The sequence below is a fragment of the Staphylococcus sp. T93 genome, assembly GCF_016743875.1.
Lineage (GTDB): Bacteria > Bacillota > Bacilli > Staphylococcales > Staphylococcaceae > Staphylococcus > Staphylococcus aureus.
This window is the reverse complement of the sequence record NZ_CP068247.1, coordinates 963,260-976,750: the sequence shown is the minus strand read 5'-3', so window position 1 is coordinate 976,750 and position 13,491 is coordinate 963,260. Positions and strand designations below refer to the sequence as shown.

General features: G+C 31.0%; 13 protein-coding genes, 1 pseudogene and 1 riboswitch. Of the genes and pseudogenes, 13 read left to right on the top strand and 1 reads right to left on the bottom strand.

Features of this window, described 5'->3' with window-relative positions:
• Positions 1-234: 234 nt before the first annotated feature.
• The 8 genes and pseudogenes from JG553_RS04640 to JG553_RS04605 all read left to right on the top strand — a co-directional run bounded on the left by JG553_RS04640 (position 235) and on the right by JG553_RS04605 (position 7,605).
• Entirely contained in the window at positions 235-1,164 is a 930-nt protein-coding gene (locus JG553_RS04640) for a DUF1672 domain-containing protein (RefSeq protein WP_001548912.1), read from the top strand.
• Positions 1,157-3,319 carry a hypothetical protein gene (locus tag JG553_RS04635; protein ID WP_001033768.1) on the top strand — a complete coding sequence of 721 codons (2,163 nt, stop codon included), beginning with the start codon at positions 1,157-1,159 and terminating at the stop codon, positions 3,317-3,319. The genes JG553_RS04640 and JG553_RS04635 overlap by 8 nt, the downstream gene beginning before the upstream one ends.
• A gap of 90 nt (positions 3,320-3,409) precedes the next feature.
• Positions 3,410-4,327 (top strand): DUF1672 domain-containing protein, encoded by a 918-nt coding sequence (locus JG553_RS04630; protein WP_000476873.1) that lies wholly within the window; start codon positions 3,410-3,412, stop codon positions 4,325-4,327.
• A 57-nt stretch (positions 4,328-4,384) separates the two neighbouring features.
• Positions 4,385-5,335: a DUF1672 domain-containing protein gene (locus JG553_RS04625; RefSeq protein WP_000472939.1), complete on the top strand. Its 951-nt coding sequence runs from the start codon at positions 4,385-4,387 to the stop codon at positions 5,333-5,335.
• Positions 5,328-5,445, top strand: a pseudogene (locus JG553_RS13415) (hypothetical protein); the annotation flags it as partial. The gene JG553_RS04625 and the pseudogene JG553_RS13415, both read left to right, overlap by 8 nt.
• Before the next feature lie 103 nt (positions 5,446-5,548).
• A complete protein-coding gene (locus tag JG553_RS04615) occupies positions 5,549-6,463 on the top strand; it encodes a DUF1672 domain-containing protein (protein WP_000913219.1) in 915 nt (304 codons plus the stop codon).
• Positions 6,464-6,661: 198 nt separating this feature from the next.
• Positions 6,662-6,781, top strand: a complete 120-nt coding sequence (locus JG553_RS04610) for a hypothetical protein (RefSeq protein WP_001789947.1) — start codon at positions 6,662-6,664, stop codon at positions 6,779-6,781.
• Positions 6,782-6,863: 82 nt separating this feature from the next.
• Positions 6,864-6,998: riboswitch (FMN riboswitch) on the top strand.
• Positions 6,999-7,059: 61 nt separating this feature from the next.
• A complete protein-coding gene (locus tag JG553_RS04605; RefSeq protein ID WP_001186912.1) occupies positions 7,060-7,605 on the top strand; it encodes an ECF transporter S component in 546 nt (181 codons plus the stop codon).
• Positions 7,606-7,710: 105 nt separating this feature from the next.
• Here JG553_RS04605 and JG553_RS04600 read toward each other — a convergent pair whose 3' ends face one another.
• Positions 7,711-7,959 (bottom strand): ferredoxin, encoded by a 249-nt coding sequence (locus JG553_RS04600; RefSeq protein ID WP_001151997.1) that lies wholly within the window; start codon positions 7,957-7,959, stop codon positions 7,711-7,713.
• Positions 7,960-8,066: 107 nt separating this feature from the next.
• Between JG553_RS04600 and JG553_RS04595 the strand changes: the two genes are divergently transcribed.
• From JG553_RS04595 to ypdA, 5 genes are all read left to right on the top strand, one after another.
• The gene (locus JG553_RS04595) at positions 8,067-9,020 is read left to right on the top strand and encodes a YpbB family protein (RefSeq protein WP_001163801.1); all 954 of its coding nucleotides are present in this window, start codon (positions 8,067-8,069) and stop codon (positions 9,018-9,020) included.
• Positions 9,010-10,389 (top strand): RecQ family ATP-dependent DNA helicase, encoded by a 1,380-nt coding sequence (locus JG553_RS04590; RefSeq protein ID WP_000902119.1) that lies wholly within the window; start codon positions 9,010-9,012, stop codon positions 10,387-10,389. The genes JG553_RS04595 and JG553_RS04590 overlap by 11 nt, the downstream gene beginning before the upstream one ends.
• A 152-nt stretch (positions 10,390-10,541) precedes the next feature.
• On the top strand, positions 10,542-12,002 hold the full coding sequence (gene ebpS / locus JG553_RS04585) for an elastin-binding protein EbpS (RefSeq protein ID WP_000069282.1): 1,461 nt from the start codon (positions 10,542-10,544) through the stop codon (positions 12,000-12,002).
• Between the two features lie 124 nt (positions 12,003-12,126).
• The gene (locus JG553_RS04580; protein ID WP_011447014.1) at positions 12,127-12,243 is read left to right on the top strand and encodes a hypothetical protein; all 117 of its coding nucleotides are present in this window, start codon (positions 12,127-12,129) and stop codon (positions 12,241-12,243) included.
• 160 nt (positions 12,244-12,403) lie between these two features.
• Positions 12,404-13,390 carry a bacillithiol disulfide reductase YpdA gene (gene ypdA, locus JG553_RS04575; protein WP_001174260.1) on the top strand — a complete coding sequence of 329 codons (987 nt, stop codon included), beginning with the start codon at positions 12,404-12,406 and terminating at the stop codon, positions 13,388-13,390.
• Positions 13,391-13,491 lie beyond the last annotated feature (101 nt).

Sequence of the window (13,491 nt, the reverse complement as noted above, 5' to 3'; positions counted from 1 at the left end):
AGTTATTTCAGAACGCATGTTATTGATTAGAGACTCTAATTTATAGCATGCGTTTTTTGATTGATGTGGGGAATTTTGTATGTGGATTAGAACTTAGGGTTTTTGCGAATATCAACTATTAAATATATTACTAATTTATACAAAAATATAAAGTTTGATAAAGTTATTTATTTGATTATAAAAATAGGGTAAAATATAGATATATTGTATTAATTAAATTATTCGAGGTGTCATATGAAAAAATTCATTGGATCAGTTTTAGCTACGACATTAATTTTAGGGGGATGTTCCACGATGGAAAATGAATCAAAAAAAGACACAAAAACAGAAACAAAATCTGTACCAGAAGAAATGGAAGCTTCAAAATATGTAGGCCAAGGCTTCCAACCGCCTGCAGAAAAAAATGCGATTGAATTTGCGAAGAAGCATCGTAAAGAATTTGAAAAAGTAGGTGAACAATTCTTTAAAGATAACTTTGGACTAAAAGTTAAAGCTACAAATGTTGTAGGTAAAGATGATGGTGTAGAAGTTTATGTGCATTGTGAAGATCATGGCATTGTATTTAATGCAAGTCTACCTTTGTACAAAGATGCCATCCATCAAAAAGGATCAATGCGCAGTAATGACAATGGTGATGATATGAGTATGATGGTGGGTACAGTGCTGAGTGGCTTTGAATATCGAGCGCAAAAAGAAAAGTATGATAACTTATATAAATTCTTCAAAGAAAATGAAAAGAAATATCAATATACAGGCTTTACAAAAGAGGCAATTAACAAGACACAAAATGTCGGATATAAAAATGAATATTTTTATATTACATACTCTTCTAGAAGTTTAAAAGAATATCGAAAGTATTATGAACCACTGATTCGAAAAAATGATAAAGAATTTAAAGAAGGAATGGAACGAGCAAGAAAAGAAGTGAATTACGCTGCAAATACAGATGCTGTTGCTACACTTTTTTCTACTAAGAAAAACTTTACTAAAGACAATACAGTAGATGATGTAATCGAACTAAGTGATAAATTATATAATTTAAAAAATAAACCAGATAAATCTACAATCACAATACAAATAGGGAAACCCACTATTAATACTAAGAAAGCCTTTTATGATGATAATCGTCCAATAGAATATGGGGTGCACAGTAAAGATGAATAAAATTAATGATAGGGATTTAACAGAATTAAGTAGTTACTGGGTTTATCAAAATATTGATATAAAAAAAGAATTTAAAGTTAATGGAAAAAGGTTTAAACAAGTAGACAGTTATAATGATGATAAGAATAGTAATTTGAATGGTGCTGCTGATATTAAAATATATGAGTTATTAGATGATAAAAGTAAACCAACTGGTCAACAGACAATAATTTATCAAGGAACATCTAATGAGGCAATTAATCCAAATAATCCATTAAAATCATCGGGGTTTGGAGATGATTGGCTCCAAAATGCTAAATTAATGAATAATGATAATGAAAGCACAGATTATTTAAAGCAAACAGATCAATTATCAAATCAATATAAAATAAAGTTAGAAGATGCAGATAGATTATCAAATAGTGATTTTTTAAAAAAATATAGAATGGAATCAAGTAACTTCAAAAACAAAACCATTGTGGCGGATGGCGGTAATTCGGAAGGCGGTGCAGGAGCAAAATATCAAGGAGCGAAACATCCGAATGAAAAAGTTGTTGCTACTGACTCAGCAATGATTCCTTATGCTGCTTGGCAGAAATTTGCTAGACCACGCTTTGATAATATGATTAGTTTTAATAGTACCAACGATTTATTAACATGGTTACAAGATCCATTCATCAAAGATATGCCAGGAAAACGCGTTAACATTAATGATGGTGTGCCCAGGTTAGATACTTTAATAGACAGCCATGTAGGTTATAAAAGGAAGTTAAATAGAAAAGATAACACATACGATACTGTACCACTAATCAAAATAAAGTCGGTAAAAGATACAGAAATTAAAAATGGAAAAAAAGTAAAAAAGACTATTAACATAACATTAGATATGGATGGGCGAATTCCAATAAATGTTTGGACAGGAGATTCGATTGCACGTTCTGGAAGAGGAACTTTAATTAAACTTAATTTAGAAAATCTTGATGCGTTGAGTAAACTGATTACTGGTGAAACAAGTGGTATGTTAGCAGAATGCGTAATCTTTTTAAATGAAAGTTTTAACATCTCAGAAAATGAAAATAAAAATTTTGCAGATAGAAAGAAACAATTATCAGAAGGATTTAAGGATAAGATTAACTTATTTCAGTTAGAAGAAATGGAAAGAACTTTAATTAGTAAAATAAACTCACTTGAAGAAGTTGCAGATGAAACAATAGAAAGTATTAGTGCTGTTAAACACTTATTACCTGATTTTGCATTGGATGCATTAAAAGAAAGAATTAATGAGTTGTTTAAAGGTATAAAATCTTTTATAGAAAAAGTGTATGATAGTATAGATAATGAAATTTTAGAAATTTTCAAAAATATAGATCACGACTTCAGAGATGGAGTATCTGAAGAAATGATGAAACATTTGAAAGTAGTGAAACAGAATATAGACCAAATAAAAAATCAAAATGATATTTATGGTAGGCAAATTGCAGATATTAGAAGTATTATGAAACAACAAGATGCAACAATTTTAGATGGAAATTTTCAAATTAATTGTAGCGGCGAAAATATGGTACAGGGTCTAGTTATACCTTCTAATTATTTAGGAAGAAAAATGAAAATATTAAAAGACCATATCGATGATGGTATTAAAAAAATAGCAGACTATGTTCAAGGTATATATGATGAATATGCATCGAAAATTGTCGATGTAATAAAATATTTGATTAATACAATTCCCAAAATACGTAAGAATTTAAGACATGCAATTGAAATGTTAAATGTAAAAAAGAAAGAATTTTTGTCCCTGATTCCTAATGTAACTTGTAATTATATTAAAACTAAATTAGAAGAATTAGATAATACTTTAGGCAAATGGGAGCCTTTTCTTAATGATTTAAAAGCAGTGTCACCAATTTTAGATAACCATTTAGATGATATTGTTAAGAACATGAAGCCTTTGATTGTACAAATGATATTTGAACCATCACATTATGACGATATGTTTATTTTAAACACACAAGCTCATGCGCGTCTTGATCAAATGGCACAACAGTTTGAAGTTGTTTGTAATGGCTTGAACGAAAATGAAGGACAAGCAATTCAAACGATGGATCAATCTGCCTCTCTAATACGGTCAAACTTAATTCAAGTTAAAGAACAATTAGAAAAACTAGCTGTATACTAATTAATTTATTAAATGCTACTTGTTTTCATTGAGAATAAGTAGCTTTTTCAAACATAAAAGTTTTACAAACACATAAATGGGTGATGAGCTATGTTTAAAAGAACTAAACTAATCTTAATAGCAACATTACTGCTATCAGGATGTTCAACTACCAATAACGAATCTAATAAAGAAACAAAATCAGTGCCAGAAGAAATGGAAGCTTCAAAATATGTAGGTCAAGGCTTCCAACCACCTGCAGAAAAAGATGTGGTTGAATTTGCGAAAAAGCATAAAGATAAAATTGCCAAACGAGGCGAACAATTTTTTATGGATAATTTCGGTCTAAAAGTTAAAGCTACCAATGTTGTAGGTAGTGGAAAAGGCGTAGAAGTATTCGTGCATTGTGATGACCACGATATCGTATTTAATGCGAGTATTCCATTTGATAAATCAATAATTGAGAGTGATAGCTCATTAAGAAGTGAGGACAAAGGCGATGATATGAGTACTTTAGTTGGTACAGTGTTGAGTGGCTTTGAATATCGAACACAAAAAGAAAAGTATGACAATTTATATAAATTTTTCAAAGATAATGAAGAGAAATACCAATATACAGGCTTTACAAAAGAAGCAATAAACAAGACGCAAAATGTCGGATATAAAAATGAATATTTTTATATCACTTACTCGTCAAGAAGCTTAAAAGAATATCGTAAGTATTACGAACCATTGATTCATAAAAATGATAAAGAATTTAAAGAAGGAATGGAACAAGCCAGAAAAGAAGTGAATTACGCTGCTAATACAGATACAGTAACAACATTGTTTAGTACAAAGGAAAATTTTACTAAAGACAATACAGTTGATGATGTAATTGAACTGAGTGATAAACTATATAATTTTAAAAATAAGCCAGAAAAATCTACAATTACAATTCAAATAGGAAAGCCTACTATTAATACTAAAAAAGCCTTTTATGATGATAATGATCCAATAGAATATGGAGTGTATCGTAAAGATGAATAAATTTTTTTTAAAATGCTTTTTAATATTCTATATAAACACATAAATGGGTGATGAGCTATGTTTAAAAAGGCGAAATTAATCTTAATAGCAACGCTACTGTTATCAGGATGTTCAGCGATGAATAATGAATCAAAAAAAGACACAAATACAGAAACAAATACAGAAACAAATACAGAAACAAAATCAGTACCAGAAGAAATGGAAGCTTCAAAATATGTAGGACAAGGCTTTCAACCACCTGCAGAAAAAGATGCGATTGAATTTGTGAAGAAGCATCGTAAAGAATTTGAAAAAGTAGGTGAACAATTCTTTAAAGATAACTTTGGACTAAAAGTTAAAGCTACAAATGTTGTAGGTAAAGATGATGGTGTAGAAGTTTATGTGCATTGCGAAGATCATGGCATTGTATTTAATGCAAGTCTACCTTTGTACAAAGATGCCATCCATCAAAAAGGATCAATGCGTAGTAATGACAACGGTGATGATATGAGTATGATGGTGGGTACAGTGCTGAGTGGCTTTGAATATCGAGCGCAAAAAGAAAAGTATGATAATTTATATAAATTTTTAAAAGAAAATGAAAAGCAATATCAATATACAGGTTTTACTAAAGAAGCAATTAACAAGACGCAAAACGTCGGGTATCAAAATGAATATTTTTATATTACATATTTATCAAGAAATTTAAAAGAATATAGAAAATATTACGAACCATTGATACATAAAAATGATAAAGAGTTTAAAGAAGGTATGCAACGAGCTAGAAAAGAGCTAAACTATACTGCTAATACAAATACTGTAGCAACGTTGTTTAGTACGAATGATGAAAGGAATAGAAAAGAAAAGATAAATAATGTAATAGATTTATCCGAGAAAATTGAAAGAACAAAAGATATGCCAATCAAGAATACTATAACTACTCAATTAGGAAATAAACTTATTGGCACAAAAAAAGCTCGTTTTGATGATAAGAAAGTAGTGTCGTTTGGAGCATTTGAAGATGAATAAAATAAATGATAGAGATTTAACAGAATTGAGTAGCTATAGGGTTTATCAAGACATCAATAAAGATAATGACTTTACAGTTAACGAAAAACGATTTAAGCAGGCAGATGTATTTGAAGATTTATATAGAGAGAAACTAAAAGACACAAATAAATTAAGAGAGTATAATTATTTACAAAATGAAACTTTTAAAAGCGCATAAATAGGTGATGAGATATGCTTAAAAAAGCAAAATTTATCTTAATGGCAACGATACTACTATCAGGATGTTCAACTACCAATAACGAATCCAACAAAGAAACAAAATCTGTACCAGAAGAAATGGATGCTTCAAAATATGTAGGACAAGGATTCCAACCACCTGCAGAAAAAGATGCGATTGAATTTGCAAAGAAGCATAAAGATAAAATTGCTAAGCGAGGCGAACAATTTTTTATGGATAACTTCGGTCTAAAAGTTAAAGCTACAAATGTTATAGGTAGTGGCGATGGTGTAGAAGTATTCGTGCATTGTGATGACCACGACATCGTATTTAATGCGAGTATTCCATTTGATAAATCAATTATTGACAGTGATAGCTCATTAAGAAGTAAGGATAAAGGTGATGATATGAGTACTTTAGTTGGTGCAGTACTCAGTGGGTTTGAATATCGAGCACAAAAAGAAAAATATGATAAATTATATAAATTTTTCAAAGATAATGAAGAGAAATATCAATATACAGGATTTACAAAAGAAGCAATTAATAAGACGCAAAATAGTGGTTATGAAAATGAATATTTTTATATTTCGGCCATACCTTATAATTTAGCTGAGTATAGAGACTATTTTGAACCATTGTTAAACAAAAGTGACAGTGAATTTTCAAAAGAATTGTCAAATGTTAAGAAGCAATTAAAAGATAAGTCTAAAGTTTCGGTAACTACTACTCTATTTAGTAAAAAAAAGAACTATACTAAAAAAAGTAACAGTGAAAATGTAATAAAAATGGCAGAAGAAATAAAAAAAGATAAAGAGATACCAAACGGTATAGAGCTTAGTATAAAATTTTCGGACAATAAAATAAATACGGTTAAACCAAATTTTAACGGTGAAAGCACTTCAGAATATGGTGTGTTTGATCAAGAATAAAATTAATGATGAAAATTTAACGGAGAATAGTGTATATTGAGTAGATCAAGAATAAAAAGATAATTCTACTATTGTTGTGAAGGCAAATAAGTAGAAGATTTTAAGTGTAATTTCTGGTGATTTAAATAATAATATAAATGGAAGTACTGATATAAAACTTTTTAACCTACTAGATTCTTATAATTTGCTTTCCATTTTATGACGATTTTTACTCAATTGAGTGATAGAATCAAAAAAGCCATCTCAAAAATTAATCAAGCAAACAACATTCCAAACAATGCTCGCAAATCACCAATGTATCACTCTCCAATTACGTAACTATGATTTAATTTAAGCATAGTTATTGAGGTTTTGTGATATATAGTATAAAATTAATGAGAATTAAATTTAATAATGTAAAATTCATCTTCGGGGTCGGGTGTAATTCCCAACCGGCAGTAAATAAAGCCTGCGACCTGCTAGTATGTATCATATTAGTGGCTGATCTAGTGAGATTCTAGAGCCGACAGTATAGTCTGGATGGGAGAAGATGGAGGTTTTTTGTTGTGCAATAATCCTCCTATTCTTACGAGATGAATGGAAGGAGAAAATTGAATATGCAACAAAATAAACGTCTTATCACAATAAGTATGTTGAGCGCGATTGCGTTTGTGTTAACTTTTATCAAGTTTCCTATACCATTTTTGCCACCATACTTAACTTTAGATTTTAGTGATGTACCGTCACTACTAGCTACATTTACGTTTGGACCAGTTGCCGGTATCGTAGTTGCACTGGTTAAAAATTTATTGAACTACTTATTTAGTATGGGCGATCCAGTTGGACCATTTGCTAACTTTTTAGCAGGCGCAAGTTTCTTATTAACTGCTTACGCCATCTATAAAAATAAACGTTCAACAAAATCTTTGATTACTGGATTAATCATTGCAACAATCGTTATGACTATCGTGTTGAGTATTTTGAACTATTTCGTTCTATTACCTTTGTACGGTATGATATTTAACTTAGCTGATATCGCAAATAATCTTAAAGTAATCATTGTTTCAGGAATTATACCATTCAATATTATTAAAGGTATCGTTATTTCTATTGTATTTATTTTACTATATAGAAGGCTTGCGAATTTCTTGAAAAGAATTTAATCAAATTAAAGCAAAATAATATACACATAATAATAAAAAGCAGGTGACTATCAATAAACGATAGCTTGCCTGCTTTTTCTATAGAACATTTGTCTAAAAAATCAATTATTCAAATTTTAAAGCGTCCCCATCAAATGATTCGTCTGCAATTTTAATAGAATCTGTAGGGCATCCATCAATTGCATCTTCCATATCTTCATATAATTCCTCAGGTACTTCTGCAGTACCTTGGTTATCGTCAAGGATTACGAAAGCAATACCTTCGTCGTCGTAATCATATATATCTGGCGCTGCTGCACCGCATGCACCACATGCAATACAAGTATCCATATCAACGATTGTATATTTTGCCAATGTCTTCGCCTCCTTTGATAAAAATGCTAAAATAGTAATGTGACTAAAATTTTAGACAGCATCATTTTTATTTTCAAATTATCCGTTTTACAGAGTGAGGGTTAAATTTGCAACACATTATAAAAACAGCATTACAACAAACATTTAACTATAAAACAAATAAAAGTATTTACAATATCTTAGTTGGTAAGAAATCTCACCAAACCTTTTTTGACGCTTGTAGTCAACAACAGTTGTCATTATATCACAGTTTACCACTATTAAAATATCCGTCTTTTGAGCTATTTTTAGAAAAAATCAATGAATTTAATGCTGAAATGGAAATCATGTTGCATCCTAGATATACATTTGAAAGCATGGGGCAAACATTTCAAGCAATTCAACTATTAGTGCAAACCATGTCTAATACCAAACAACATGTTTTTCATTTTGTACCAATCTCTCAAAATAATAAGATACAAGAAACTGTAAAGATTGTCTATAACTACATTAAAGAAAACCAATTACAAATTGATTTTGAAAATGAACTACATAACTTGTTTAAAGCAATAACTTTAAAAGGGCCATGTTACTTACATTATTATTTGCAAGGCTATGATGAACCAATGTATACGAGACAGCAAGTTAGTTTAATAGAAAAGCTATCTCAACAGCAATTGTTTGAATACGAAATGAATAATTTAGTGACAATGATGTTTGAATTAGAAAGTGGAGAATATACTATTTTATCAAAAATAATAATGAAACCTACATTATTAAATCAAACTTATATTACTTATACAAAATTGCTTGAACAATTCACGATGGAAGATATAGCGGCTCAACAACAAGTTAAAATCAATACTATCGAAGATCATGTACTTGAAATCTTAATCAAAGGTTACATGTCTAATTACGATGATTATGTTGAACTAGAAGATCAACTCCAGTTTTTGAATTTTTATCAACAGCATCGTGGCGAACGATTAAAATTTTACAAAGAACAATTTGACACGTTATCATATTTTCAATTAAAAGTATTAATCGTTGGATTTGAAAGAGGTGATCTGAATGTTGCATGATATTTTACGAAACAAATTTGGATTCGAGAGTTTTAAACCGGGACAACAGGAAATTATAGAAAGTATAATGTCTCAACAACACACTCTAGGTATACTTCCAACTGGAAGTGGAAAGAGTTTGTGTTATCAAATACCTACGTATTTATCAGGTAAGCCGACATTAATTATCTCACCGTTAATATCTTTAATGGATGACCAAGTTATGCAGTTGAAAATAAATGGAGAAAAACGTGTAACATGTATTCACTCTGGTATGGATGAAATTGAGAAAAAGCATAATATTAAATGTTTACGACATAGCCGCTTCATCTTTCTAAGTCCAGAATTTCTCCTGCAACCGTCAAATTTTAAATTAATATCTATGATAGACTTTGGCATGATTGTTCTAGATGAAGCACATTGCCTATCTGAATGGGGATATGATTTCAGACCACATTATGCTCTAATAGGAAAAGTAACAAAGCATTTTAAAGAAGCGGTTGTCTTAGCATTGACAGCAACTGCACCACCGCATTTACAAGATGATTTGACGGAAATGTTAGCGATTCAATTCAATGTTATTAAAACTACAATGAATCGCCCAAATATAAGCTTTAAGCATCTTAATTTTCATGATGATGAAGATAAAATTGAATGGTTGCTGCCGTTTCTACAACAGTCGGGACCAACGATTATTTATGTCTCATCGAAAAAGATGTGTCTGAATTTAGCGCAACTTATTTATGATTCAGGTTTTCTTACAGGTATTTATCATGGTGATATGAATTATCAAGAGCGACACACAGTTCAACAACAATTTTTAAATAATGATATTCCGATTATAGTCGCAACGAGTGCTTTTGGTATGGGAATTAATAAAAAAGATATTCGCACAATCATTCACTTTCATCTTTCAACAAGTCCTTCTAACTACATTCAAGAAATTGGCCGTGCGGGTCGCGATGGTGAACTAAGTCAGGCAATTAGTTTATTCCAACCGGACGATAAATATATTTTAGAAACGTTATTATTTGCAGATATGATAACAGAAGAAGATGTACAAAATTTCGAAATAGGAGAATTTTTAGCTCCCGATAAACAAGCCGTTTTGACAACGTTGCAATCATTCTATAGTATCGGCGCCTTGAAACAGATATTTAAGCAATCATTTAAACGAAAGCAATTAGGATTCTTTCGCATGATTGGCTATTGCAAATTGGATCAATGTAGACGGAAGTATTTATTAGAATTTTTCGGTGAATATCCACCGGCACAAGATCGATGTTGTGACAATGATTCTAATATAACTGATATCGCAATTTTAAATAAGAAGAAGGTAATTAGAAGTATTGGATTTGATGAAAAGTTGCAAAATTTATTTCTCAGATAGTATTACTTTACTAAAAGAAAATTGACAAGCTATAATTAGTGTATACACAATTGAAAAATGATTGAAATAATTTTGAAAAATATACATAAACATATGTCATGTGGGTATATTTTATGTAAAATCATTGTAATAGAATAGAAAGGAAGATGGCTATGTCTAATAATTTTAAAGATGACTTTGAAAAAAATCGTCAATCGATAGACACAAATTCACATCAAGACCATACGGAAGATGTTGAAAAAGACCAATCAGAATTAGAACATCAGGATACAATAGAGAATACGGAGCAACAGTTTCCGCCAAGAAATGCCCAAAGAAGAAAAAGACGCCGTGATTTAGCAACGAATCATAATAAACAAGTTCACAATGAATCACAAACATCTGAAGACAATGTTCAAAATGAGGCTGGCACAATAGATGATCGTCAAGTCGAATCATCACACAGTACTGAAAGTCAAGAACCTAGCCATCAAGACAGTACACCTCAACATGAAGAGGAATATTATAATAAGAATGCTTTTGCAATGGATAAATCACATCCAGAACCAATCGAAGACAATGATAAACACGATACTATTAAAAATGCAGAAAATAACACTGAGCATTCAACAGTTTCTGATAAGAGTGAAGCTGAACAATCTCAGCAACCTAAACCATATTTTACAACAGGTGCTAACCAATCAGAAACATCAAAAAATGAACATGATAATGATTCTGTAAAACAAGATCAAGATGAACCTAAAGAACATCATAATGGTAAAAAAGCAGCAGCTATTGGTGCTGGAACAGCAGGTGTTGCAGGTGCAGCTGGTGCAATGGCTGCTTCTAAAGCTAAGAAACATTCAAATGACGCTCAAAACAAAAGTAATTCTGGCAAGGCGAATAACTCGACTGAGGATAAAGCGTCTCAAGATAAGTCTAAAGATCATCATAATGGCAAAAAAGGTGCAGCGATCGGTGCTGGAACAGCAGGTTTGGCTGGAGGCGCAGCAAGTAAAAGTGCTTCTGCCGCTTCAAAACCACATGCCTCTAATAATGCAAGCCAAAACCATGATGAACATGACAATCATGACAGAGATAAAGAACGTAAAAAAGGTGGCATGGCCAAAGTATTGTTACCATTAATTGCAGCTGTACTAATTATCGGTGCATTAGCGATATTTGGAGGCATGGCATTAAACAATCATAATAATGGTACAAAAGAAAATAAAATCGCGAATACAAATAAAAATAATGCTGATGAAAGTAAAGACAAAGACACATCTAAAGACGCTTCTAAAGATAAATCAAAATCTACAGACAGTGATAAATCAAAAGAGGATCAAGACAAAGCGACTAAAGATGAATCTGATAATGATCAAAACAACGCTAATCAAGCGAACAATCAAGCACAAAATAATCAAAATCAACAACAAGCTAATCAAAATCAACAACAGCAACAACAACGTCAAGGTGGTGGCCAAAGACATACAGTGAATGGTCAAGAAAACTTATACCGTATCGCAATTCAATACTACGGTTCAGGTTCACCGGAAAATGTTGAAAAAATTAGACGTGCCAATGGTTTAAGTGGTAACAATATTAGAAACGGTCAACAAATCGTTATTCCATAATATAACTATATAAATTGTAACTGAACTGCTATATACAAACGTGCATATTATAAGTATCTCTAAATATTTTGGAGAACTTAAATTGCGCTTATAAGTATGTAGCGGTTTTTTCATTTTTCAAAGTTTGTTATTTAACAAGGTCTTGTCTCGAATATTGGCATATCAATTTAACTTTTTAAATAGTCATCAAAAAGATAAAACACCACAATCAACAAATTTAACGAGGAAGAATAAAAAATAAATCAACATATTAAATTGTAGTGTTATTCAACTCCGTAGCTAACAATTCTCTATTCACATTAAACAAATTGTCAAAAATATATCATAAATCTTCAAGCACAGACTTAGCGCATCAATCACTGAACTGTTATAATAGTTTGGGATTAAAGGAGGCCGAAACAATGCAAAAAGTTGAAAGTATCATAATTGGTGGAGGGCCATGCGGATTAAGTGCGGCTATTGAACAAAAAAGAAAAGGTATTGATACCTTAATTATTGAAAAGGGTAATGTCGTTGAATCAATCTACAATTATCCTACTCACCAAACATTTTTCTCATCAAGTGATAAATTAAGTATTGGGGACGTACCGTTTATCGTTGAAGAAAGTAAACCAAGACGTAATCAAGCGCTAGTTTATTACCGAGAAGTTGTAAAACATCATCAATTAAAAGTAAATGCATTTGAAGAAGTATTAACTGTTAAAAAAATGAATAATAAATTTACTATTACTACGACGAAAGATGTTTATGAATGTCGATTTTTAACAATCGCGACAGGCTATTATGGTCAGCATAATACATTAGAAGTTGAAGGTGCGGATTTACCTAAAGTGTTCCATTATTTTAAAGAGGCACATCCGTATTTTGATCAAGATGTTGTAATTATCGGTGGTAAGAATTCGGCTATCGATGCTGCTTTGGAGTTGGAAAAAGCTGGTGCTAACGTGACGGTTCTATATCGTGGTGGAGATTATTCGCCTTCAATTAAACCGTGGATACTTCCAAATTTCACAGCATTAGTAAATCATGAAAAAATTGACATGGAATTTAATGCTAATGTTACCCAAATAACTGAAGATACTGTGACTTATGAAGTAAATGGTGAAAGTAAAACGATACACAATGATTATGTATTTGCGATGATTGGTTATCATCCCGATTATGAATTTTTAAAATCTGTAGGCATTCAAATTAATACAAATGAATTTGGAACAGCGCCTATGTATAATAAAGAAACATACGAAACAAATATCGAAAATTGCTATATTGCAGGTGTAATTGCTGCAGGGAACGATGCGAATACCATTTTTATTGAAAATGGTAAATTCCACGGGGGCATTATTGCTCAAAGCATGCTAGCTAAGAAACAAACGCCCTTAGAATCATAAAAATAAAGGTCTATGTACTAAATAACTTAGTTTTACAACGACTGACATTCATGATATGTCAAATGAGGTTGATGACTATTGATTGTACATAGACCTTTTTA

What these genes read in the sequence shown, in the direction of transcription:
- JG553_RS04610 (WP_001789947.1), top strand. Translation starts at nt 6,662, where the DNA reads ATGACGATTTTTACTCAATTGAGTGATAGAATCAAAAAAGCCATCTCA.
- JG553_RS04635 (WP_001033768.1), top strand. Translation starts at nt 1,157, where the DNA reads ATGAATAAAATTAATGATAGGGATTTAACAGAATTAAGTAGTTACTGG.
- JG553_RS04590 (WP_000902119.1), top strand. Translation starts at nt 9,010, where the DNA reads ATGTTGCATGATATTTTACGAAACAAATTTGGATTCGAGAGTTTTAAA.
- JG553_RS04605 (WP_001186912.1), top strand. Translation starts at nt 7,060, where the DNA reads ATGCAACAAAATAAACGTCTTATCACAATAAGTATGTTGAGCGCGATT.
- JG553_RS04630 (WP_000476873.1), top strand. Translation starts at nt 3,410, where the DNA reads ATGTTTAAAAGAACTAAACTAATCTTAATAGCAACATTACTGCTATCA.
- ebpS (WP_000069282.1), top strand. Translation starts at nt 10,542, where the DNA reads ATGTCTAATAATTTTAAAGATGACTTTGAAAAAAATCGTCAATCGATA.
- JG553_RS04625 (WP_000472939.1), top strand. Translation starts at nt 4,385, where the DNA reads ATGTTTAAAAAGGCGAAATTAATCTTAATAGCAACGCTACTGTTATCA.
- JG553_RS04640 (WP_001548912.1), top strand. Translation starts at nt 235, where the DNA reads ATGAAAAAATTCATTGGATCAGTTTTAGCTACGACATTAATTTTAGGG.
- ypdA (WP_001174260.1), top strand. Translation starts at nt 12,404, where the DNA reads ATGCAAAAAGTTGAAAGTATCATAATTGGTGGAGGGCCATGCGGATTA.
- JG553_RS04615 (WP_000913219.1), top strand. Translation starts at nt 5,549, where the DNA reads ATGCTTAAAAAAGCAAAATTTATCTTAATGGCAACGATACTACTATCA.